Annotated in this window: 20 protein-coding genes; 3 read left to right on the top strand and 17 right to left on the bottom strand. The window is 47.4% G+C overall.

The window, feature by feature from the left end:
* Positions 1–25: 25 nt before the first annotated feature.
* A complete protein-coding gene (locus G9F50_RS08215) occupies positions 26–760 on the bottom strand; it encodes a LytR/AlgR family response regulator transcription factor (RefSeq protein WP_007408091.1) in 735 nt (244 codons plus the stop codon).
* Positions 738–2,519 (bottom strand): sensor histidine kinase, encoded by a 1,782-nt coding sequence (locus tag G9F50_RS08220; protein WP_060562716.1) that lies wholly within the window; start codon positions 2,517–2,519, stop codon positions 738–740. Before G9F50_RS08220 ends, G9F50_RS08215 begins: the two co-directional genes overlap by 23 nt.
* Positions 2,520–2,705: 186 nt before the next feature.
* Here G9F50_RS08220 and G9F50_RS08225 point away from each other — a divergent pair, with 186 nt between their 5' ends.
* Positions 2,706–3,500, top strand: coding sequence for an HAD family hydrolase (locus tag G9F50_RS08225; protein ID WP_165406532.1), 795 nt, complete (start codon positions 2,706–2,708; stop codon positions 3,498–3,500).
* Between the two features lie 53 nt (positions 3,501–3,553).
* Here G9F50_RS08225 and thrS read toward each other — a convergent pair whose 3' ends face one another.
* The 9 genes from thrS to G9F50_RS08270 all read right to left on the bottom strand — a co-directional run bounded on the left by thrS (position 3,554) and on the right by G9F50_RS08270 (position 12,887).
* Positions 3,554–5,485: a threonine--tRNA ligase gene (thrS, locus tag G9F50_RS08230; protein ID WP_012118154.1), complete on the bottom strand. Its 1,932-nt coding sequence runs from the start codon at positions 5,483–5,485 to the stop codon at positions 3,554–3,556.
* Positions 5,486–5,894: 409 nt separating this feature from the next.
* On the bottom strand, positions 5,895–6,725 hold the full coding sequence (ytxC, locus tag G9F50_RS08235) for a putative sporulation protein YtxC (RefSeq protein WP_015240356.1): 831 nt from the start codon (positions 6,723–6,725) through the stop codon (positions 5,895–5,897).
* Positions 6,726–6,790: 65 nt separating this feature from the next.
* Positions 6,791–7,432: a TVP38/TMEM64 family protein gene (locus tag G9F50_RS08240; protein ID WP_007408086.1), complete on the bottom strand. Its 642-nt coding sequence runs from the start codon at positions 7,430–7,432 to the stop codon at positions 6,791–6,793.
* Positions 7,433–7,463: 31 nt separating this feature from the next.
* On the bottom strand, positions 7,464–8,399 hold the full coding sequence (gene dnaI, locus G9F50_RS08245) for a primosomal protein DnaI (RefSeq protein WP_012118157.1): 936 nt from the start codon (positions 8,397–8,399) through the stop codon (positions 7,464–7,466).
* Positions 8,400–8,423: 24 nt separating this feature from the next.
* Entirely contained in the window at positions 8,424–9,833 is a 1,410-nt protein-coding gene (dnaB, locus tag G9F50_RS08250; protein ID WP_012118158.1) for a replicative helicase loading/DNA remodeling protein DnaB, read from the bottom strand.
* A 111-nt stretch (positions 9,834–9,944) separates the two neighbouring features.
* On the bottom strand, positions 9,945–10,403 hold the full coding sequence (gene nrdR, locus G9F50_RS08255; RefSeq protein ID WP_003152473.1) for a transcriptional regulator NrdR: 459 nt from the start codon (positions 10,401–10,403) through the stop codon (positions 9,945–9,947).
* Between the two features lie 248 nt (positions 10,404–10,651).
* Positions 10,652–11,032 carry an adenosylmethionine decarboxylase gene (gene speD, locus G9F50_RS08260; protein WP_003152471.1) on the bottom strand — a complete coding sequence of 127 codons (381 nt, stop codon included), beginning with the start codon at positions 11,030–11,032 and terminating at the stop codon, positions 10,652–10,654.
* Positions 11,033–11,270: 238 nt separating this feature from the next.
* Positions 11,271–12,293, bottom strand: a complete 1,023-nt coding sequence (locus G9F50_RS08265; RefSeq protein ID WP_007408083.1) for a glyceraldehyde-3-phosphate dehydrogenase — start codon at positions 12,291–12,293, stop codon at positions 11,271–11,273.
* 207 nt (positions 12,294–12,500) lie between these two features.
* Positions 12,501–12,887 (bottom strand): winged helix-turn-helix transcriptional regulator, encoded by a 387-nt coding sequence (locus G9F50_RS08270; RefSeq protein WP_003152469.1) that lies wholly within the window; start codon positions 12,885–12,887, stop codon positions 12,501–12,503.
* 183 nt (positions 12,888–13,070) lie between these two features.
* On the opposite strand from G9F50_RS08270, the gene G9F50_RS08275 reads away from it, so the two are divergent.
* Both G9F50_RS08275 and G9F50_RS08280 read left to right on the top strand, forming a co-directional pair.
* Complete coding sequence (locus G9F50_RS08275; protein ID WP_060562717.1) at positions 13,071–14,270, top strand: MFS transporter; 1,200 nt, start codon at positions 13,071–13,073, stop codon at positions 14,268–14,270.
* Positions 14,271–14,328: 58 nt separating this feature from the next.
* Positions 14,329–15,171, top strand: a complete 843-nt coding sequence (locus G9F50_RS08280; RefSeq protein ID WP_007408081.1) for an aldo/keto reductase — start codon at positions 14,329–14,331, stop codon at positions 15,169–15,171.
* A gap of 38 nt (positions 15,172–15,209) precedes the next feature.
* On the opposite strand, the gene coaE is transcribed toward G9F50_RS08280, so the two are convergent.
* The 6 genes from coaE to G9F50_RS08310 all read right to left on the bottom strand — a co-directional run bounded on the left by coaE (position 15,210) and on the right by G9F50_RS08310 (position 22,779).
* On the bottom strand, positions 15,210–15,803 hold the full coding sequence (gene coaE, locus G9F50_RS08285) for a dephospho-CoA kinase (protein ID WP_060562718.1): 594 nt from the start codon (positions 15,801–15,803) through the stop codon (positions 15,210–15,212).
* 15 nt (positions 15,804–15,818) lie between these two features.
* Positions 15,819–16,451 (bottom strand): sporulation membrane protein YtaF, encoded by a 633-nt coding sequence (gene ytaF / locus G9F50_RS08290; RefSeq protein WP_060562719.1) that lies wholly within the window; start codon positions 16,449–16,451, stop codon positions 15,819–15,821.
* Positions 16,452–16,586: 135 nt separating this feature from the next.
* The gene (gene mutM, locus G9F50_RS08295; protein ID WP_101287783.1) at positions 16,587–17,417 is read right to left on the bottom strand and encodes a DNA-formamidopyrimidine glycosylase; all 831 of its coding nucleotides are present in this window, start codon (positions 17,415–17,417) and stop codon (positions 16,587–16,589) included.
* Positions 17,418–17,441: 24 nt separating this feature from the next.
* Positions 17,442–20,081, bottom strand: a complete 2,640-nt coding sequence (gene polA, locus G9F50_RS08300) for a DNA polymerase I (RefSeq protein ID WP_060562720.1) — start codon at positions 20,079–20,081, stop codon at positions 17,442–17,444.
* Between the two features lie 246 nt (positions 20,082–20,327).
* The gene (pnpS, locus tag G9F50_RS08305; protein WP_021494433.1) at positions 20,328–22,067 is read right to left on the bottom strand and encodes a two-component system histidine kinase PnpS; all 1,740 of its coding nucleotides are present in this window, start codon (positions 22,065–22,067) and stop codon (positions 20,328–20,330) included.
* On the bottom strand, positions 22,060–22,779 hold the full coding sequence (locus G9F50_RS08310; RefSeq protein ID WP_003152457.1) for a response regulator transcription factor: 720 nt from the start codon (positions 22,777–22,779) through the stop codon (positions 22,060–22,062). The genes pnpS and G9F50_RS08310 overlap by 8 nt, the downstream gene beginning before the upstream one ends.
* Positions 22,780–22,871: the final 92 nt, after the last annotated feature.

A 22,871-nucleotide genomic window follows, 5' to 3' on the forward strand; every position in this document is an offset into this window, starting at 1 on the left:
CGGCTGCTGAAATGCAAAAGCCGCCTCATATAATATGAAGCAGCTTTTTTAAGTCCTTGGCGTATGTACGGCTGACGGGAATTTTAGAGCCGTCTTTTAAGATAAGATTGTACGTCGAATTAAACCACGGATGAATTTCTGTAATATGCTCCGTATTCACGATGAACGCGCGGTGCACTCTCAAGAAACCCGTATCAGGCAGTTTTTTCTCAATGACCGCCAAAGTTTCGTGAACGGAATAAGACGCGGCAAACGTTTTAACGGAAACGTGTCCGTCCTCCATGCCGGCGAAAATAATGTCCTTCGTATCTAAAATGACAATAGATTCACCGGCTGATACAGCCAGTTTATGCGCTCCGGCTGCGGACGGCTGCTCTGAGACGGCTCCTGCCCTGTCCCGCTTCACTCTTTTAAACTTTCTGATCGTCTGGCGCACTCTTTCTTCATCAAAAGGCTTCGTTAAATAATCGAGCGCGTCGACTTCAAAGGCTTTTAAAGCAAATTGGTCATACGCCGTCGCAAAAACGACGGCCGGCGGATTTTTCATGTTTTTCAGCCGTTTGGCAATGTCAAATCCGTTTTCTCCTGACAAATCAACGTCCAAAAACAGCAGATCCGGTTTTTGATCCATCATACTGTCAAAAGCGGATTCAATATTTTCAGCTTCGTTTATGTCACTTACTTCATTCGTCCGTTTCAGCAAATAAGCTAATTCATCTCTTGCCAGCATTTCATCATCAACGATTAACACCTTCAGCATGTTCTTCTCCTTTAGTCATCAGTTTCAAAGGCAGCTCAAATGATACGTCCGTACCTTTGCCGGCCTCACTTTCCAATCGCAGGGCTGCTTTGGGGCCGAACAGCCCGATCAGCCGCTGATTTAAATTGTAAAGCGCGGTTCCCGTCCCTTCTTTAGACGGCAGCGGACGGTTTCCGAGCACGGACAGCAATTCCGGATCAATTCCCCGCCCGTTATCTCCAACCCGCATTAAAACCGACTGACCGGAGGATACCACGCTGACATTGACGGCACAGCTGTCCTGCTTTCTTGAAAATGCATGGCGGAGCGCATTTTCGACGAGAATCTGCAGCACAAAAGGAGGAATTTCGATGTCCTCCAAACCGCGTTCGATTTCAAGACTGATTTTATATTTCCCGGGAAAACGGGCCTGCTCCAATGATAAATACGCCTGCAGATGGTTCAGTTCTTTAGAAAGCGGGATGAGCAGCTGCCTTGCCCCCTGCAGATTGGAACGGAAATAGACGCTGAGCTGCAGCAGAAGCTTTCGGGTTTTTTCCACATCCGTACGGCAAAGAGCAGAAATCGTATTGATCGCATTAAACAGAAAATGCGGATTGACCTGTGCCTGAAGCGCCTTTATTTCTGCGTCTTTCAGCAATTTGCTCTGCAGTTCCGCCTCGCCGAGTTCAAGCTGGGTGGAAAACAGCATGGCGAGTCCTTCTGCAAGCTCTTCTTCAACCCGGCTTAAACCTGACGGGCTTTTAAAGTACATTTTCAGCGTCCCGATCGTTTTGCCGTTTGACGTCAGCGGCAATACGATCGCCGCATGCAGCGGACAGGGATCGTGCGTGCATTCAATTTCTTCCTTTGATGTCGCTTTCATAATATGACCCGTTTTAATGACGCGTTTTGACAATCCGGTGATCAGGCTTTCAGACGGAATATGATGGTCGGCACCCGCGCCGACGTGCGCCAAAATCTTTTCGTTATCCGTAAGCGATACCGCGTCCGTTCCTGTTTGCCTGTGAATGATGGCGGCGACGCTTTTGCATGAGCTTTCATTCAGCCCCTGGCGGAAAAACGGAAGCGTCTGATCGGCAATCATCAGCACCCTATGGGTTTCAAGGGCTCTCGCCCGTTCTTCCTTCCGGATAATCGACTGAATGATCGAAAGAAAAATAAAAGTCCCTGACCCGTTTACCAATATCATCGGGATGCCGATGATGCTCACAAGCGTCCAAGCATCAGAAAACGGCTTGGCCATCAAGAGGATGAGCAGCATTTGCAGCGATTCCATTCCGAGTCCGACAAGCGCGGCCACCCGCGGTGTCGGCATCGCATAGCGTTTTCTGAAATACCGTCCGATCCATCCGGACAAAATGCCCGCTAAAACGGATGAGACGGCACAGCTGACTGCGGTCGCGCCGCCGAGTGATAAACGATGCAGGCCGGCCAGTATGCCGACGCCGATCCCCACATACGGGCCGCCTAAGAGTCCGCCGATTTCAACGCCCATAATTCTTGTATTGGCAATTGAACCGGACGGATTAATTTGAAACACCCAGTCATTATTCATGATTGTATTCCGCTGAATTTCTATTCCCGTATAGTTGCTGATGATACTGAACAGCGAGAAAATTGAAATCAGCACCGCTTTGCCTTTATAGCTCTCAGGCTGCTGGAGCGCCTGTCTGAACAATCTGGTATGAGCCAGAACAAATCCCAATATGACGATAATTCCGACTCTTTCCAGCATCATGATGATCAAATGCAGCATACTTTTCACCTGTTCTTTCAAATTTAATTTTATCACGTTTTAGAGCCTGAGACAGAATCTGACACAAACCTGCCTGTTTTTTTCAAATCATCTGAAAACAAATCTTTCACAGTCTATATATCTATTGTAGAATAAACGGGAGCCTTGCGGCAGAGAGTTTCAGAATATAACAAAGAGGAGAAGATCATGAAAGCCGTATTTTTTGATTTGGACGATACACTGTTATGGGATGAAAAAAGCGTCAGAACAACATTCAGGGAAACATGTTTACAAGCGGAAAAAAAATATGGCCTTGACCCGCATACATTTGAAGATGCGGTTCGGAAAGCGGCACGGGAATTGTATATGTCATACGAAACCTATCCTTATACGGTCATGATCGGCATTAATCCGTTTGAAGGATTGTGGGCGAATTTTTCCGAGCCGGTCAGCGAAGGATTTAAACAGCTGAATCGGATTGCGCCGGAATACAGACGAAACGCCTGGACGAACGGCTTAAAAAGCGTCGGTATAGACGATGCGGCTTACGGCGAATATTTGGCGGAGTTTTTCGCGGCGGAACGCAGACAGCGTCCGTACGTGTATGACGAAACGTTTGCGGTGCTTGATAAGCTGAAAGGTGTTTATGAATTGCTTCTGCTGACAAACGGCGATCCCAGCCTGCAGAAAGAAAAACTCGCCGGCGTTCCTGAGCTTGCGCCTTATTTTAATGAAATCGTCATCTCAGGCGCTTTCGGAAAAGGGAAACCCGACGCCTTTATATTCGAACATTGCCTCGGCCTCCTGAACCTGAAAAAAGAAGACGCCATTATGGTCGGAGATAACCTCAATACTGATATATTGGGAGCGAAACGGGCAGGCATTACGACAGTCTGGGTAAACCGGACGCAAAAGAAAAATGATACGGACATTGCGCCTGATTACGTGATCAGCGATCTTCACGAGCTGTTTGCGATTATAGAGAAACAAAAAGAAAGATAATGTTATACGCAAAAAAACCCCATTCTGAATGAACGGGGTTTTTGTATTTCCGGTTATTTTTTCGCTTCGGCTACAGCCTTTTTCACAAAATCGTCCAATGAGACGGTTTCTGATTTCTGCTCGCCGTATTTCCGGACGTTTACCGCGCCGTTTTCCGCTTCTTGGTCACCGACCACAAGCATGTACGGGATTTTTTGCATTTGCGCCTCACGGATTTTATAGCCGATTTTCTCATCCCGGCTGTCAAGCTCGACACGCAGGCCTTCACGCTGCAGGCGCTCCTGCACTTTTTTCGCATAGTCAAGATGCACGGACGGTGATACAGGAATGACTTGGAATTGCACCGGCGCAAGCCATGTCGGAAGGGCGCCTTTGTGCTCTTCGATTAAGAAAGCAACGAAACGCTCCATCGTTGACACGACGCCGCGGTGAATAACGACAGGACGGTGCTGTTTGCCGTCTTCTCCGACGTAAGTGAGATCAAAGCGTTCCGGAAGAAGGAAGTCAAGCTGTACAGTTGACAATGTCTCTTCTTTGCCGATCGCCGTTTTCACCTGTACGTCAAGCTTAGGGCCGTAAAACGCCGCTTCGCCTTCCGCTTCATAGTAGTCGTGCCCCATCTCATCCATTGCCGCTTTCAGCATGGACTGCGCTTTGTTCCACATCTCATCATCATCAAAATATTTTTCCGTATCTTCAGGATCGCGGTAAGACAGGCGGAATGTGTAATCATTCAGGCCGAAGTCTTCGTATACGTCTTGAATCAAACGGACCGTGCGGATGAATTCTTCTTTAATCTGGTCAGGGCGGACGAAAATGTGCGCGTCATTTAACGTCATGCCGCGTACGCGCTGAAGACCTGAAAGCGCCCCGGACATTTCATAACGATGCATCGTTCCGAGCTCGGCGATGCGGATCGGGAGCTCGCGGTAGCTGTGAATGTCCTGTTTGTAAATCATCATATGGTGAGGACAGTTCATCGGACGGAGCACGAGTGTTTCATTGTCCATTTCCATCGGCGGGAACATCGTATCCTGATAATGATCCCAGTGCCCTGATGTTTCGTACAGGTCTTTGCTTCCGAGAACAGGCGTATAGACGTGCTCATAACCGAGGCTCAGCTCTTTATCCACAATGTAGCGCTCGATCACGCGGCGGATGGTTGCGCCTTTCGGCAGCCAGAGCGGCAGGCCTTGTCCGACTTTTTGAGAGTTGGCAAACAATTTTAATTCTTTGCCCAGTTTTCGGTGGTCACGCTCTTTCGCTTCTTCAAGCATCCGCAAATGCTCTTTCAAGTCATCCTTTTTAAAGAAGGCCGTGCCGTAAATGCGCTGAAGCATTTGGTTTTTGCTGTCGCCGCGCCAGTATGCGCCCGCAAGGCTCAGCAGCTTAAATTCTTTAATTTTGCCTGTAGACGGCACGTGCACGCCGCGGCACAGGTCAAAAAATTCGCCCTGCTCATAAATGGAGACCGTTTCGTCTTCAGGGATGGCATCCAGCAGTTCAAGCTTCAGATTATCGCCGATTTCCGCAAACATGGCTTTTGCTTCATCACGGCTCACTTCTTTTCGGATAATCGGCAGATTTTCACCGACGATGCGTTTCATTTCTTTTTCAATCTTCGGAAGGTCATCCGGCGTCAGCGCCTGCTCCATTTCAACGTCATAATAGAACCCGTTTTCAATGACGGGACCGACTCCGAATTTCACATCTTTATAAATGCGTTTAATCGCCTGGGCCAATAAATGCGCCGTGCTGTGCCGCATGATGTTCAAACCTTCTTCTGTGCCTTCTGTAATGATTTCTACGGCACCATCCTCTTGAATCGGCGTTCTTAAATCAATTTCCTGTCCGTTCAGTTTTCCGGCTAAAGACTTTTTCTTTAATCCCGGACTGATGGATGCCGCGATATCTTCTGTTGTTGTTCCTTTCGGAAATTCCTTTACCGCTCCGTCCGGAAATGTGATGTTGATCATATCTGACATCTTCGTCACTCCTTTTTTTATGCAAATCAAAAACCCCGCCCCCTATGAAAGGGACGAGGTTAAATAAACGGAATCGTGGTTCCACCCTTTTTTCCGCGCGGCCGATTGTTTCGGCACCTGCGGCTCTAAACTCTGTAACGGGAGTTCCCGTCAGCTATTACTGGCGCTTCTTCCGGCGTTCACAGCTGAAGTTCAAAGGCGGTAAAGACAATGATCCATAGCTGGAAAGCTTTCAGCCTGGGCTCTCCTCTCTTATAAAGCCGGTATCAATGCTTCATGTCCTTATCAATACGTGTAGCAATCATTAATCTTTTATGTATTATAAAATGTCTGTGAGAAAAATGCAACTCAGTTTTCCGTCTGATTTCGCACAGACAGCCCTGCCGCTTACACAAGGCCGTCCGTGCGGCTATCCTTCCGTCTTCTCGGCTGCAAACGCGCCCAGCGGAAAAAGGCGCACCCTCTCCTGAAACACGTTTTGAATCGTTCTGGACATCATATGCTCCGGTTTGTCCGTATACAGTTCTACCGTCTCAGGCGCAATGGAGATCAGCGGCGCAAGGAGATGGGAATCTATATACATCGGGTGCTCCCGCACAAACCGTCTGTCTATGTATTTTTTCTGTTCCCGTTCTGACAAATAGCGCAGCTCCCACAGCGTAAAAGCCCGGTCATGTACGATGCGGACTTTCTTCATCCGCGGCGGATTGGATGTCACATAATCTCTCAGAGACTGGATAAAGTTTTGATATTCCTGTTCCATCCGGTATTCATCTATCGCGGCCTCCGCGTATTCTCTGAGCCGCTCATAATATCTGCCGAGCCGGAACGTCTGAAACGAACGCACGGAAAAAACACCCGCATCAAGTGAAATCGTCCGGAGCGCATCTGAAATAAACTGTGTGCGCGGCTCTTTCTTCGGCTCGAACGGATGATCATCAAGCTCTCCTTCCATAATGCTGTGTGCAAGCTGAAGGATTTGCTGCTGTTCATCCTGATCGGTGAAGCAGTATGCATCCTCAATAAGCGAAAGCATATGCTCGTCTTCTTTGCATTCCAAAAAAAACCTGACAAGTATCGGCTCAATAAAGCGCTGAACGCAAAAAGCCGTTTCAGACCTTGCGATTCCGACTTTTTTTATGCCTTCACGGACAATAAAATGTCTCCGGTCGTCCGATTGCTGAATGAGATGTAAAAAAGCGGCGGTATCGTGGTCATCTTCAAAGATCACTTCAAGCATATTTGTCCCCCCTTACGGCATCTGTTACAAGTATATGGGGGATGTTTTTAAAATAGACGTAAAGGTTAGCTTTCACCGCCGAACAAATGGCGCACCTTCTTTTTAAATATAACGGGAAGCGATAAAAATACGATGTAAAGACAGATCACGCCGAGTACGGTCAGCACATTGCCGGACATAAAGCTCGCGCCGAGCACATTCAGGACGATCGTCCCCGGGATGATGCCCGCTGCGGTCGCCAAAAAATACGTCATCGGCCTGACTTTCGATAGGCCCGCGGCATAGCTGATCACATCAAAGTTAACAGGCAGAATACGCAGGATAAAAATATAAAAGAAGCCATTGGTTTTCATCTGCTTTTGAATGGCTTCCATTTTTCCATGACGGCTTTTCTCATTAAAGGCAAACAGCCCCGCCGCAAAAAAAGACGCGGCGGCAGCGCCCATTGAGCCCGCCAGCGTATACACGGTGCCGAAAAACGGGCCGAACGCCAATCCTCCGGCGACGGAAACGATTGATACGGGAAACAGCACAAAAGGCCTGACGATGGAAATTCCGATAAACACAAGCGGCGCAAAAACACCGAACGATAACACCCACAGCCGGATCTCCTTAGGCGACAGATTCAGATATTTGCGGTTTGCCCACAGCAAAAGGCCCGCTCCCGCCGCAGCCGCAGCCCAAGTGACAGCCTTCTTATTCCTCATTCCCTCAAATCCTTCCCATTGGACGCCGGCATCATGAACGGCGGCGGTTTTCCCCGTCAAGACGGACGGGCGAAGCCAAATATAAAATCCGCTCCATCAGTCTTGCCGCTTTTACTTCTTCCTTTTCTCCCCGCTGTGAATACGTAAAATGATGCTTCAGCTCGTCAGGTGAGAAATTAGACGAGAAGAAAGTGGGAAGCTGCTGGCTCATTCTGTGCTGAAGCACGGTGCCGATGACCTCATCTCTGACCCAGCTTGTCATTGACTCCGCTCCGATGTCATCAAGCATCAGTACGGGCGTCGTTTTCACCATATTCAGTTTCGCCTCCAACGACTGATCCTGGAGCGAGTTTTTCAGCTCTCTGACAAATTCGGGAACATATACGATCATTGATGAATACTCTTTTTCCGCCAGCTCATTGGCAATGGCGGCTAAAATAAATGTCTTTCCGATTCCGAATTTTCCGTACAGATACAGCCCTTTGCCTTTTCCCGTTTCATTATAGCTCTTCAGAAAATCCGTCACATGCTGGAAAATGCCGACTCTGCTCGGATCGGTAATGTCGATCTGCTGAAACGTCGCGCCGAGAAGATCCTGCTGGATATACATGCTCTTCATCAGGGACTTTTGCCTTTTCTGGCGGTCGAGCTTTCTCTTTTCCGGACATTCGTAATATTCAATATCGATGGAACGCCCGTTGATCACAAGCTTCGGATGATAGCCTTCAAGCAGGCTGTTCGTCCGGCTGTCTTTCGAACAGAAGGCGCACTGTTTGCTTTGCTGAACGAATTCGTACAGTTTATTTAACCCTCTGTCAATCATGCTTTGATTGATTACATCTTTCTGTTCCTTCAAAAAAGCCTGGACGTCTTCGTCGGCCATGACTTGCTGCTGCATTCGTTCCAGGCGTTTTTGAAAGTCAGGTCTTTTCGTCACGCCTTCTAATGATCGGCTGATCGGTTCCATTCAATATCACCCCGCTTCTCTGTCTCAATAGGCAGAGTATTTTTTCAGTTTTTTCATTTCTTCCATCATTTTTTTCTTCTGTTCTTCAAGATCCTGCGCGGAAAGAGCCGGCTGTTCTTGTTTCTTCCCGGTTTCTTCTTCTTTCATCCAATCAGGGCGCTTTTCTTCCCGGACGGTTTTTTTGCCGCGCGCCGCGCCGTTTGTTTTGCCGTCCGCCCAATCAAGATATTGCCTGTGCTCTTCTATTGCGAGCTTCATTGCTTCCCGTACCGTTTTGACTTTCTTTCTGGCCCAGTGGGCGGCGATTTTTTGGATATAGTTTTTGGACAGCTTCATATCCGTTTTCAGCATGACATAATAAATCAGCACATTGGTGACGCCGGGCTCAAGCTTTTGTTCGAACATAATATCGGCGATAATCTGCAAGTCGGCTTTTGACGGCTCGGTGCCGTCCGCAATGTCCTGAAGAAGCTTTCTCGGTGATATGGTCTCAAGCTGTGCAATGAGTTCGCCGTTCAATGAATCGTCCTTTTCCGTCCGGTTTTCTCTCAAGGTGACAGGCTGTGTTTTATCAATCAGTTCCGGAAGCTTACCGCTTCTTTCAATTTGGTACCAGTCGCTGGCCGCTTTCCTCAGCGCTTCGGCCGTTATCGTATCCTGTTCATTAATTGCGGTCATGACGACGTGCTGCATGGAGATAGGATCTATTCCGTATAAATATGAAAGCTTTTTAATGCTCTCCCGCACGTCCTGCGTGATTGATTTACGCGGTATCATCGTTTCTGACAGTCCCGCCATGAAAAGCTCAAAATCAAATACTTCCTCCGTCACCGTATAGGAAGGCGCTTGTCCGACAGACGCCGTCTCATAGTCCTCGGGGAGCTTCATCGCCTCTTCCATATCAGGCGTCATTTTCCATTCACTCGGCTGAAAAGAGGCAAAGGCGTGATTAAACGGACGGGTAATTTCCCTTGCGCCCGCGCCGACGGAAGGGTGCGTGTAAAATTGTCTCAGCTGCTGGTATTTCGTTTTACCGACTCTGTTATAAAGAAAGACATTCAGCATGCCGTCTTCAAAAAAATCATTCGGTCTGAGCGGGGGCAGCAGCTCATAAATAAACATCCGCTCTTTTTGCTCGGACTCCCGGATATACACTTTCAGCAGCCCGATTCCTTCAAGCTTTCCCTGTTCATGATGAATCTTTTTTAAATTTGACTGCATCATGCCCATCAGCTGCCTGTGCGTGGATTCCGCTCCCCACAAGCGGTTCTGCTCAAGCTCCCCCCATAAGGTCATATAAAGGGAGAATGCAAAAGAACCGATCAGCGGCTGGTACAGATGTGTCAAAACCTGTCTGTCGACATCCTGAAGAAGCGAACGGCTTTTGACCGTATAAGGATCTACAGGCAATACGTCATTCCAATAGTCAGCCATGATTCTCAAACCTTCCGATATGTTTCTACTCTCATTTTACACCGTTTCTGCGATCTATCAAATGCCAATTTTGCTCATGAGAAAAGAGCCAGACACAATCTCTTAGCTCTCTCAGCGTTCTTTCTTTATTAAATCTTTCAATTCATCGATAAACACGTTTATATCCTTAAACTGCCGGTAGACGGAGGCAAAGCGGACATAAGACACCTCATCGATTTTCGCCAGACGGTCCATTACCATTTCTCCGACAAGCTCGCTTTTGACTTCAGATACACCTTGGTTTCTCAGCTCTTTTTCAATATCAAAGCACATGTCTTCCAATGTTTTTAAAGGAACGGGCCTTTTTTCACAAGCTTTAATTAACCCGCGCAGCATTTTTTCACGGCTGAATTCTTCCCGGACGCCTTCTTTTTTCACGACGATCAGAGGCATCTCTTCAAACTTCTCAAATGTAGTGAAGCGGTAATGGCAGGCTTCGCATTCCCGCCTTCTGCGGATTGATTTCCCTTCGTCCGCAGGCCGTGAATCAAGTACGCGGGAACCGTTATGCTGGCATGAAGGACATTTCAAATTGGATCAGCTCCCATCTGTTTCGTTGCTGTAATGCGGTTCGCAAGCTTCCGGTAAATGCCCGCCAACGTTTCTAGGATGAGCCTATTTGTTGGGAGAGCCGATAGACCGGCCTTATCTTTTCTATTTTACAAAAAAAATGCTTAAAGAAAAAGCAATGCTGTTTTTTTACATTAGAAAAGGAGCATCAGCTTCAAAGCGCGTAATGGCTTTTTCAGCTTAGCTCCCTTGTGTTTGCGTTTTGAAAATTACAGTACTTTCGCTTGTGCCTGTTTAATCTGTACAGGCCCCATTCCTCTCGGTATTTCAATGTTTTCTCTTGTATCTGCATGTAATGCGTCCGCAATGTAATCCGCAGCCACATTAGGATCCAGGTCTCCACAAGTATAAACATCAATGCTTGCATATCCGTGTTCAGGAAAACTGTGAATCGTTAAATGTGACTCAGAGATAATAACGACTCCGCTTACGCCTTGCGGTGCAAATTTGTGAAATGCGACCTCGCGCACTTCAGCTCCTGATTTCAAAGCAGCATTTACAAACGTTTTTTCAATAAAATCCATGTCATTGAGCTTATCAAAATCGCATCCCCACAGCTCGGAGATGACGTGACGCCCCATTGTTTCCATAATCATGGACCCCCCTTAACAAGAATTAAAAAAGTGAATTTCCGAGAACTGACCCGGCCATTTACCACGGGGGAAAGTTAGTCCGGAGAGGTCCTAACCCTTTAAGTAATTCCGAAGCAGTCACGAGCAAGAAGTTCACGAAAGATAGTATACTGTGTTTAAGTTTATTTTGCAAGGTGTGTTTTTTGCGAATATGCCGTTAAGGGTTTTTTTCTAACAAATGTCCATGATCTTTAGTCTACACAGCTGACGGGTGTTTCATTCGCGCGGCGACATGACGGATAAGATCAACGACCCGGCAGGAATATCCCCATTCATTGTCATACCAGGCGAGCACCTTTACTTTTCGGTCTTCCATCACCATCGTTGTCAGACCGTCGATGATCGCAGAGTGTGAATTCGTATTATAATCCGAAGAAACGAGCGGCTCATCCGAATAATCAAGAATTCCGTACATCGACGTTTTTGCGGCTCTTTGGAAAGCGGCGTTCACTTGCTCGGCCGACACATCTGTTTTCAGATCGCAGACAAGGTCCACTAAAGACACATTCGGAACGGGAACACGCAAAGCGAGACCGTGAAGTTTTCCTTTCAAATGAGGCAGCACGAGCGACAGCGCTTTGGCGGCGCCAGTAGAAGTCGGGATGATGGATTCTCCGCACGCTCTCGCCCTCCGCAGATCTTTATGCGGATTGTCGATATTTTTTTGATCATTCGTGTAAGCGTGAACAGTCGTCATCAGGCCGCTTTCAATCCCGAATTCCTGATCAAGCACTTTGACGACCGGCGCAAGACAGTTTGTCGTGCAGGATGCATTTGAAATAATGACATGTTCATCGGGATTGAACTGCTCTTCATTTACTCCCATGACAATGGTAACGTCTTCATTTTTGCCCGGAGCCGTTAAAATAACTTTTTTCGCCCCTGCTTCAATATGGCTCATCGCTTTTTCTTTTGAATTAAATTTCCCCGTTGCCTCTACGACGATGTCTATTCCGCATTCTTTCCACGGAAGCTCTCTCGGATCCCGGCGATTGAACAGCATAATATGTTTTCCGTTGACGATCAGACTGTCGTCGGAGGTCTCAACTTCTTGATCGTATTTGCCGTGAATTGTGTCATACTTTATCAAATGAGCAAGCGTTTCCGGGGGATAGCTTGCATTAATGGCTGTTATTTGAATTTGATCATCTTCCATTGCTTTTCTGAACACCATTCTTCCGATTCTTCCAAACCCGTTGATTGCTACTTTTACCTTCATGCTCAGGTCACCCCTTTTTAATATGCCACTCTAGTTTACCTTTATTTATATATAGTATAACACATTAAAAGAAATCCGCCAGTACAACTTGATAAAAATCCACCCTTATACCGATCAATATGTTGTTCAATCGGTTTTTTTGCATATAAAATGATCTTTCTTCCATAAAAAAAGCAGGATCAGCGTCTCAGGCTGCCTGCTTTTTTCTTATATTTGTCCCGGTTCTTTAAATTTGTCATTTAAAATGCTGTCCTCTAAAACGGAAGACACCTCGCCGTACCGTTTAGCAATATGCATCGCGCCCCAGTCGCACAGCGCGTTTAAAATTCTTTCCAGACTGTGCCCGTATTCACTCAGCTCGTATTCCACTTTCGGCGGCACCTGATTGTACACGATCCGGTTGATGACGCCGTCAGCTTCCAGCTCCCGCAATTGCTGTGTCAGCATCTTCTGGGTGATGTCCGGCATAAGCCGCTTCAATTCGCTTGTCCGTTTTTTCCCGCGCATGAGGTGGCAGAGGATCACACACTTCCATTTTCCGCCGATCACTTCAAGCGCCGCCTCTACGGATATATTGTATTTTTTCTTCAGCAACGGTAATTCCTCCTCATCTATAGGAACTAAAAAGTGCCTATGGCACTTAAAAGTACGTTCTTTTCAATGACACTTCTATCGATCATAATGACATTTGCCGGCTGAAAAGGAATGTACTCTTATACTTATATCGTTTACCCGGCATCATTTCAACCATACATTATCGTTCAAGGAGGAAAACAGATGTCTTCACATCGCCAAAGCTATTTACCAGCGCTGCTGGCATTAGCCGTCAGCGCTTTTGCGATCGGCACAACCGAATTTATCAGCGTCGGGCTGCTGCCGCTTATATCTCAAGATCTGCATATACCTGTGACAACGGCGGGACTTACCGTTTCCATGTATGCTCTGGGCGTGACATTCGGCGCGCCGGTTTTAACGTCTCTCACATCCGGCATGTCGCGGAAAACGCTGCTGCTCTGGGTGATGTTAATTTTTATCGCCGGAAATACACTCGCAGCGAGCGCTTCCTCAATCGGCGTCTTACTGGCGGCACGGGTTATTTCGGCTTTTTCCCACGGCATTTTCATGTCAATCGGGGCAACAATCGCCGCCAATATCGTGCCGGAGCATAAAAGAGCAAGCGCGATTTCTATTATGTTTACGGGGCTGACGGTGGCTACGGTGACCGGCGTTCCGTTCGGCACCTATCTCGGCCAGCAATTCGGATGGAGAATCGCATTTACCGTCATTGTGGCGGTAGGAATCATCGCATTCCTCACAAACGCGCTCCTCGTTCCGTCGCATTTGCGCAAAGGGACGAAAACCGCATTTTCCGAGCAGGTCAAACTCGTCACAAACGGCCGGTTATTGCTTTTATTTATCATTACCGCGTTAGGCTACGGGGGAACGTTTGTCGTGTTTACGTATTTATCTCCGCTTCTTCAGGAGGTAACCGGTTTTCAGAAAGAAACCGTCGCGGCCATCCTGCTCGTTTACGGAATTGCGATTGCCATCGGAAACATGATTGGCGGCCGTTTATCAAACCGAAATCCGCTGAAAGCCTTGTTTTATATGTTCATTGTCCAGGCTGCTGTGCTGTTTGTTCTGACTTTTACCGCACCGTTTAAAACAGCCGGGCTGATCACCATTATTTTCATGGGGCTGTTGGCGTTTATGAATGTGCCGGGGCTTCAGGTATATGTTGTGATGCTGAGTGAACGTTTTGCGCCAAGCGCCGTTGATACAGCATCAGCCTTAAATATCGCGGCATTTAATGCCGGAATCGCGATCGGCTCATTTGCCGGCGGAATCATTACAGACTCAATCGGAATCATTCATACCGCTTGGATCGGGGCGCTGATGGTGCTCAGCGCGGTCGTATTAACCGGATGGAGCAGGAAGCTTGAAAAGCGGGATCGCACTGCCCTTGAAAGGAGGTGAGTTTTTCTTCAGCGCATTTTGATTGTTTCAACAGACAACTAATAGGAGGAATATATACATGACAACACATTTACAAGCAAAAGCAACATTGCATAACGGAGTAGAGATGCCTTGGTTCGGCATCGGAGTTTTCAAAGTAGAGGAAGGCGCGGAACTCGTCAACGCGGTGAAAACGGCATTGGTGCACGGCTATCGCAGCGTTGATACCGCCGCGATTTACGGAAATGAAGAAGGTGTCGGCGAAGGCATCCGCCAAGGACTGCAAGAAGCGGGATTAAAACGTGAAGACATTTTTGTCACGTCAAAAGTATGGAATGCCGATTTAGGATATGAAGAAACGTTAAAAGCGTTTGACACAAGCTTAGAAAAACTCGGTTTAGATTATTTGGATTTATATTTGATCCATTGGCCTGTCGAAGGAAAGTACATCGATGCGTGGCGGGCGCTCGAAACCCTCTACCGGGATGGACGCATTAAGGCGATCGGGGTCAGCAATTTCCAAATTCACCATCTGAAACATCTCATGAAAGAGACGGAAATCAAGCCGATGATCAACCAGGTGGAGTACCATCCTCGTCTGACACAGAAAGAACTGCTTGCTTTCTGCACTGAACAAGGCATTCAGCTTGAAGCGTGGTCGCCATTGATGCAAGGTCAGCTGCTTGATCACACCGTCTTACAGGAAATCGCTGAGAAGTACGGCAAATCAGCCGCTCAAGTGATTTTGCGCTGGGATTTGCAAAACGGTGTCATCACCATTCCGAAATCAACGAAAAAACACCGTATTGAAGAAAATGCAAATGTCTTTGATTTCGAACTGTCAGCTGACGATATGAAGCGGATTGATGATCTGAACGAAAACCTCCGTGTCGGTCCGGACCCTGACAATTTTGATTTTTAACCAGAAAAACACCGTTCGGCTTTCCGAACGGTGTTTGTTTATGCCCAGCCGCTCAATACTTCCTCAAGCTGGTGCTTTGTATATTCAAGACTGCCGCTGTTATCAATGACGGCGTCAGCTTTTTTTGTTTTATCCGCTAAAGGCATTTGCGACGTTATCCGGCTCATCGCTTCTTCTTCTGTAAGGGAATTCCGCTTCATCAGCCGTTTAAGCTGAATGTCTGCCGGTACGGTGACGACGAGCACCTTGCCGACAAGATAATCAAGCCCGCTTTCATACAAAAGTGGTATATCCAAAACGACGAACTGCTCTTTTCGCGCAACGGCTTCATCCCGCTGTTTCAGCATTTCCGCACGTACTGCCGGATGAACGATCTGATTCAGCTTCAGACGCTTCTGTTCGTCAGTGAAAACGATAGAACCGAGTTTTTTTCTGTCAATACCGCCATTTTCCAGCAGGATGTCTTTTCCGAATGCCTCCACAATTTGTCCGTAAGCCGGCATTCCTTTTTCCACCGCCTGTTTTGCGATGACATCCGCATCAATGACTGTTATTTTTTTGTCGATCAGCATACGCGCTACCGTGCTTTTGCCGCTTGCGATGCCTCCCGTTAAACCGATGACCAAGCTCAAAAAGCCCACTCCTTCTTACATTTTCCAAATCCCGATGATAATCAGCAGGACTCCCGGCAAAAATGTCATTTTATCTATCCAATTCCATCTTGAAAGCAAATGCCCCGCGTTTATGCCGAGTGAAACAAACAGCGAGCTCATCAGCCCGACAGTCACGCTCATCATAACCGGAGAAAAGCCGAGAATGGCCGCTCCCAGCCCGGCGCCAAACGCGTCAATGGATAAGGCGATACCGAGCAGAAGCGCCTCAACTCCATTAATGGTTCCGGATTGATCAATATCGGCGCTGGTCGGTTTTTTCAAAATATGAATGACGATGCCGAGCGATTTCACTTCAAGATTAAGTAACGTTTTTTCATGCAATAAGTAGTCCGGCTCTTTAGCCGGTTTGAAAAATTGCCAGATGACCCATGACCCGATTCCGATTAAGATCAGTCCGCCCAGTTTTTCCGTGACGGATACGGGAAAAATCTTTGTCAGAAAATGGCCGATCAGCATGGATATAAACATCACAGAGGCTGAACAGCAAGCGATCACGGCAATCGCTTTGAACGGGATTTTCATTTTTCTCAAACCATACGTAAACCCGACTGAAAAACTGTCCAAGCTGACAGCAAAAGCCAAAAGCAGCAAAGAAACAATCTCCATATCCGTTTCTCCCTTTCTCTTGATCGGCAATTGTGACATATGCCTATTGGGTGAATCACAATATATATATGGAGAAAGGTCATCAACTGTGTTAGAAAAAAGTCATTCTGCTGCCGCCTCTTGAACCGCTTCAGTTTATGATTTTTTTTGGCAGCGGGCGCAAAAATGCGTACCCCTTCCGCCGACCACGATTTTAGAAATCATCGTGCCGCACGATTTGCACGGTTCATCCTTTTTGCCGTATACGTAATGTTTGAGCTGAAACATTCCGATCTCCCCTTGAGAATTGATATAAGACCGGACGGTGCTCCCGCCCGCGTCAATCGCTTCCTGAAGGGTGTCTTTAATTTCTGTATGAAGCGTTTTTATCTGCCCGTCTGACAGACTGTTCGCTTTTGTCTCAGGATGAATACGCGCCCGGAATAAAGCTTCATCGACATAAATATTGCCGAGGCCGACGACCGCTTTTTGGTCGAGCAGGGCTGTTTTCACCGCGCGGTTCGTTTTTGCAAGCCGCTCTTTTAAATAAGCAGCGGTAAATGCTTCATCATCGGGTTCGGGCCCGAGCTGTGAAAGCGGTAATGCATTCTGTTCCTCTCCCGGCGCAAACAAATGCATCGTGCCGAATTTCCGGACATCCCGGTAGCGGAGCTGTGTTCCGTCCGTCATGTGAAACACGACGTGCACATGTTTATCGTCAGGCTCATCGGCCTGATGAAGACCGTATTTCCCCTCCATCCGAAGGTGGGACACCATGACATAATGATCCAGATGGAAAAGCAAAAACTTTCCTCTTCTTCCGATGGATCGGATCGTTTCTCCTGCAATCTGCCGCGCGAATTCCTCCGGCTCGGCGGGTTTTTTGATGATATTCGGCCATCTGATATGCGCCGATTCAATCGTTTTCCCCTTCACAAGACCGGTCAGAGTGCGCCGGACCGTTTCAACTTCTGGTAATTCCGGCACAATCATCACTTCCTTTTTCTCTGTTTATTTTGCATCGTACCAAGACGGCCCTGAAGCATAATCCGCCTTCAGAGGCACGTCTAATGCCAAAGCATGCTCCATCACTTCAGGAACCAGCTTCTCTAATATTTCAATTTCTTCCTTAGGCGCTTCAAAAATCAATTCATCGTGCACCTGAAGCAGCAATCGCGCCTTCAGGTTTTTTTCTTTCAGCTCAGCTGCCATGTCAATCATGGCTTTTTTAATAATATCGGCGGCGCTTCCCTGAATCGGCGTATTCATGGCCGTCCGTTCCGCAAAGCTCCGCAGGTTGAAGTTGCGGCTGGTCAGCTCAGGAATATAGCGGCGGCGCTGCATAAGTGTCGTGACATATCCTTTTTGCTTCGCTTCCTGCACCGACTCTTCCATATATGCCTTGACGCCCGGGAAGCTCTCCAAATAGCGGTCAATAAAAGCGCCCGCTTCTTTCCGGGTGATGCCGAGGTTTTGCGACAGCCCGTAATCACTGATGCCGTAAACAATGCCGAAATTGACGGCCTTTGCCTGGCGGCGCATCGCTTGTGTCACTTCATCTTCACTGACATGAAACACGTCCATGGCGGTTTTTGTGTGAATGTCCATGTCATTCGTAAACGCTTCGATCAGATTTTCATCTTTTGAAATATGCGCAAGCACCCTTAATTCAATTTGTGAATAATCGGCGGCGAAAATAAGCCAGTCCGGTTCGGACGGTACGAAAGCCTGACGGATTTTCCGCCCTTCCTCCAGCCGGATCGGAATATTTTGCAGGTTCGGATCCGTTGAGCTGAGGCGTCCGGTTTGAGTCAACGCCTGATTGAACCGTGTATGCACCTTATGAGAATCCTTGCGCGTGACTTTCAGCAGCCCTTCTATATAAGTCGATTGAAGCTTGCCGATTTGTCTGTATTGCAGAATGTAAGCGACGATATCATGTTTGTCTGCGAGCTTTTCCAGGACATCGGCTGAAGTGGAATAGCCTGTTTTTGTTTTCTTTACTGGCGGCAGGCCGAGCTTTTCAAACAGAATGACGCCGAGCTGTTTTGGTGAATTGATGTTAAACGGCTCACCGGCGATGTCATGGATTTTTTCTTCATATTCCTTCAGCTTCGCCTTAAGCTCTTCGCCCATTCGCTTCAGTCTTTCAACATCCACTTTGACGCCCATTGATTCCATTTCTCCGAGAATAAGCGCAAGCGGAAGTTCGAGATCTTCATATAATTCAAGCTGATTATTTTCTTCCAGCGCGTGCAGCAGTTTGTCACGGAGGCTGTTAACGGCAGACGCTTTCCGCGCGAGATGATCGGCAAGCTCTTTTTCAGCCGGAACGGCGCGCTTTGCGCCTTTTCCGTATACCGCTTCATCTTTTGAAACGATATTCAGCCCGTATTCTTTCGCTACGCTCGCGACATCGTCGTACGAGTTGCCCGGGTTTATAATGTAGGCAGCAAGAAGCGCGTCAAATTCCGTTCCCTTCAGCTCAATTCCCTGCCAGCGCAAAGCGACGACGGAACGTTTGCTGTCGAACACCCACTTTTTCATCGATTCATCTTCAGCCCAAGATTTAAACGCTTCAGACTGAATGGCGATTTCTTTCGGAATATAATAAAGACCTGTTTCATTCACGATGGAAAAGCCGAGGATCGGTTCTTCGTGATAGTTATCACCGATTTGTTCGACGACCAAAGCGGACGGCGAAACGAGCATATCTTCGGTGATTTCTTCTGCCGTTTCAACATTGATGTCTTCAAAATTTTCTTCCGCCGTTTCGCCGCTTTCTTCACCAAGCCGCTCAAGCAGCGTATTAAAACCGAGGTCTTTAAAAATGGCAACAACTTGTTCACGGTCAAACCCTTTGTAATCTAAATCTTCGGGCTTGACTTCAATCGGCGCATTTGTCATAATCGTCGCCAGCTCTTTGCTCATCAGGGCTTGTTCCTTATATTCTTCAAGCTTTTCTTTTAATTTTTTTCCGCTGACTTCATCAATGGAATCAAGCAGTTTCTCAACCGAATGGAACTGCTTTAAGAGCTTAATCGCGGTTTTTTCTCCGACGCCGGGGACGCCCGGTATGTTATCGGATGAATCCCCCATTAATCCCTTCATATCAATGATTTGCAAAGGGGTCAGACCGTACTTTTCTTGCACGTGCTCCGGCGTGTAATCTTCCACGTCGGTAATGCCTTTTCTCGTAATGGCAACGGTCGTTTTCCCGGTTGCAAGCTGGGTTAAGTCCTTGTCCCCCGACACTACCTTTACTTCGAAGCCTTCTTTTTCAGCAGATACGGCAAGGGTGCCGATAATATCGTCCGCTTCATATTCAGGAAGCTCGTAGCGGCTGATTTTGTAGGCATCAAGGAGCTCGCGGATGAACGGCATCTGTTCTGAAAGCTCCGGCGGCGTTTTTTGTCTTCCGCCTTTATATTCTTTAAACGTGCTGTGGCGGAAAGTGGTTTTTCCCGCATCAAAAGCTACCAGCATGTGGGTCGGCTTTTCATCTTCCAGCATTTTCATTAAAATCATCGCAAACCCGTATACGGCATTTGTATGGATGCCTTTTTCATTGCTTAAAAGCGGCAATGCAAAAAACGCCCGGTACGCCAGACTGTTTCCGTCGACAAGCACTAATTTTTTTCGTTCCGTCATTCAATATCCTCCTAAGAGCAAAAGCTCGTCATTCCTCTATTTTTTAATCTCACAGCTTCTCTTATTTTAACAAAGTTCAATTTGAAAGGAAAATGAGCGAACCCTGCGAAAACGCAAAAAAGGACGGGAACAAGAAAACACGTTCCCGCCGTCAAAATTGGCTCCTTGGATGAAGGGGTTCTGTTACATCCTAACAAGATAGGTTTAACAGGTCATGAAGAAATTGTTAATCCTTTGTAAAGCTGATCACGCTTCCGGCTGCCGCTTCAGCGTCACGGTAAATACAGTCCCCTGTCCCGGCTCGCTTGTGACCTCGATTTTACCTTCATGGGCTTCTATTAAGTGCTTCACGATGGCGAGGCCGAGCCCGGTTCCTCCCGAGTTGCGGCTTCTGTCTTTATCCACGCGGTAGAATCTCTCAAATATCCGCGGGATCTCTTCCTTCTGAATGCCGATTCCCGTATCGGACACTTTGATATCGACAACGGTTTCTTTCACATGTACCGAAATCCCCACCGTCCCTTTTTCAGGCGTGTAGGTCAGGGCATTGTTCGCCAGATTCAAAAATACCTGCTTCAGCCTGTGCGCATCACCCGTCACAAAAATCGGCTCTTCCGGGAGATCGAGCTGAAAGCTGATGCCTTTTTCCGCAGCCTTATGCTGCAAAAGCGCCTCAATTTCATGCAGAATTTTTGCGGCGTCAAAGGACTCTACGCGCATCGTAAAGTTTTGCTGCTCCATCTTGGATAAATCCAGTAAATCCTGCACGAGAGATTGGAGCCGCTCACTTTCTTTCAGAATGATAGACAGAAAGTCTGAAAGCGCCTTTTCGTCTTTCATCGCTCCGTCTAACAGTGTTTCCGTAAATCCTTTAATCGAGGTGATCGGTGTTTTCAGTTCATGGGAGACATTGGCGACGAAGTCCTTTCTCATCTGCTCCAATTTTTTAATTTCCGTCATATCGTGAAAGACGAGGACGATGCCCTTCCATTCATCGTCAGGGCCCATGATCGGAACGCCGTCAACTTCAAAGTAGCGCCGCTCAATATTGATGGGAAGTCTGAGCAGCTGGCATTTTTTCGTCTCCGTCATAAAAATGTCTTCGACAAGCCGAATGATCTCCTCATGTTCAAACGCATCATGGTAAAGGCGCCGAAGCAGACGTTCAGGCTTTGTATGAAACTGCTTCGTGTATGACCGGTTCACGAGATTGATAAAACCTCGCCCGTCTATTAAAATCAAACCGGATCCGATATTTTCAATGACGGTTAACAGACGATCGCGCTGCATATCCTGCGTTCTCGTCATTTCCATTAAATCGACCGCCAGGCTGTTCATCGCACGCCCGAGACGGTCCGACCGCCTTGCGTAACCGCTGTAGGAGCGGGCGTCATAATTCCCTTTGGACAGCTCCGTCGCCACCTTTGTCGCGGCGTCGATGGATTTTTTGTAACGGGACGTCATGTTTGTATAAAAGAAAACGATAATGATAAAAGCGGTACAAAGACTTGCTGCCAGCATGCCCCACATTTCTCCGGTAACGCTTGAACCGCCGTTGATCTCAGAGGAAACAAGTACATACCCCGCAATTTTCCCGGCGTCATTTTTTACGGCAGTGCCGCGGATGACTTTGCTTTTCGACTGTACGGCTTCCTCGCTTTTATTGTGAGAAATGAACTCCTTTACGGCTGAATCATCAGCATGACTGCCGGAATGATATACGGCGTCACCCTTCTCGTTGAGCACGGCGACGTTTATACCGAGGGTGCGGCCGGCATCACGGATTACCGTTTCATTGCTTTTATTGCCGATTCGGCCGGTGTCAAGAAGGCCCGCTATGTATACCGATTCCTTTTTCAGCTGATCCGCCGTTCTTTCTTCAGCGGATGAAGAAATAAGCTGCTGTAAAAAAAGGCCGAGAACACTGAAAACCAATATGATACATACAACGAGTAAAGCGAACAGACGCACACGGACTTTATTCATTCATTTTTGGCTCCTCCAGTTTATACCCCAAACCTCTGATTGTTTTAATATAGATGGGTTTTTTGGTATTTGATTCGATTTTGTCGCGCAGATGACTGATATGAACGTCAACAATCCGGGTATCCCCGGCAAAATCATAGTTCCAGACCGCGCTCAGCAGAAGATCTCTCGTCAGCACTCTTCCCTTATGTTTTCCCAAATACAGAAGCAGTTCAAATTCTTTAGGCGTCAATTCCAGCTGTTCTGACTTGAAGTACGCTTCGTAATGCTCCGGAAGAATTTTCAGCTCGCCGATGAGGATCTGCCCGTCCTTTTCCTCTTCTCTGCCTTGTGACAGCGAAGAAATGTCAGCCCTTCTTAAAATGGCTTTCACCCGCGCAGTGACTTCCCGCGGACTGAACGGCTTTGTCATGTAATCATCCGCTCCGAGCTCCAGTCCCAGCACCTTATCAAACTCCTCATCTTTTGCTGTCAGCATCAAGATCGGAACCATCATTTTCTGCTGTCTGAGCTGTTTACAGACGTCGATTCCGTCCACTTTCGGCAGCATGACATCCAGTACGATTAAATCCGGATTTTCATTCTCTGCCAGCTCCAGAGCCTCTTCACCGTCTGATGCGGTAATGACATCATAGCCGGACCGTTCCAGATTATACTGTAAAAGAGTAACGATAGATTGTTCATCATCTACAACTAAAATTTTTTTGTTCATGCTGCGCCCTCCGCTGTCTATTTTCCCCGACATCCAATTTTCTCTATTTTATGTGCTGCATATCACTTTATGATTTCATTTTATCCAATACT

Source organism: Bacillus sp. EKM206B (genome assembly GCF_011066015.1).
Classification (GTDB): domain Bacteria; phylum Bacillota; class Bacilli; order Bacillales; family Bacillaceae; genus Bacillus; species Bacillus velezensis.

What these genes read in the sequence shown, in the direction of transcription:
- G9F50_RS08215 (WP_007408091.1), bottom strand. Translation starts at nt 760, where the DNA reads ATGCTGAAGGTGTTAATCGTTGATGATGAAATGCTGGCAAGAGATGAA.
- G9F50_RS08220 (WP_060562716.1), bottom strand. Translation starts at nt 2,519, where the DNA reads ATGCTGCATTTGATCATCATGATGCTGGAAAGAGTCGGAATTATCGTC.
- G9F50_RS08225 (WP_165406532.1), top strand. Translation starts at nt 2,706, where the DNA reads ATGAAAGCCGTATTTTTTGATTTGGACGATACACTGTTATGGGATGAA.
- thrS (WP_012118154.1), bottom strand. Translation starts at nt 5,485, where the DNA reads ATGTCAGATATGATCAACATCACATTTCCGGACGGAGCGGTAAAGGAA.
- ytxC (WP_015240356.1), bottom strand. Translation starts at nt 6,725, where the DNA reads ATGCTTGAAGTGATCTTTGAAGATGACCACGATACCGCCGCTTTTTTA.
- G9F50_RS08240 (WP_007408086.1), bottom strand. Translation starts at nt 7,432, where the DNA reads ATGAGGAATAAGAAGGCTGTCACTTGGGCTGCGGCTGCGGCGGGAGCG.
- dnaI (WP_012118157.1), bottom strand. Translation starts at nt 8,399, where the DNA reads ATGGAACCGATCAGCCGATCATTAGAAGGCGTGACGAAAAGACCTGAC.
- dnaB (WP_012118158.1), bottom strand. Translation starts at nt 9,833, where the DNA reads ATGGCTGACTATTGGAATGACGTATTGCCTGTAGATCCTTATACGGTC.
- speD (WP_003152471.1), bottom strand. Translation starts at nt 11,032, where the DNA reads ATGGAAACAATGGGGCGTCACGTCATCTCCGAGCTGTGGGGATGCGAT.
- G9F50_RS08265 (WP_007408083.1), bottom strand. Translation starts at nt 12,293, where the DNA reads ATGAAGGTAAAAGTAGCAATCAACGGGTTTGGAAGAATCGGAAGAATG.
- G9F50_RS08275 (WP_060562717.1), top strand. Translation starts at nt 13,071, where the DNA reads ATGTCTTCACATCGCCAAAGCTATTTACCAGCGCTGCTGGCATTAGCC.
- G9F50_RS08280 (WP_007408081.1), top strand. Translation starts at nt 14,329, where the DNA reads ATGACAACACATTTACAAGCAAAAGCAACATTGCATAACGGAGTAGAG.
- ytaF (WP_060562719.1), bottom strand. Translation starts at nt 16,451, where the DNA reads ATGGAGATTGTTTCTTTGCTGCTTTTGGCTTTTGCTGTCAGCTTGGAC.
- polA (WP_060562720.1), bottom strand. Translation starts at nt 20,081, where the DNA reads ATGACGGAACGAAAAAAATTAGTGCTTGTCGACGGAAACAGTCTGGCG.
- pnpS (WP_021494433.1), bottom strand. Translation starts at nt 22,067, where the DNA reads ATGAATAAAGTCCGTGTGCGTCTGTTCGCTTTACTCGTTGTATGTATC.
- G9F50_RS08310 (WP_003152457.1), bottom strand. Translation starts at nt 22,779, where the DNA reads ATGAACAAAAAAATTTTAGTTGTAGATGATGAACAATCTATCGTTACT.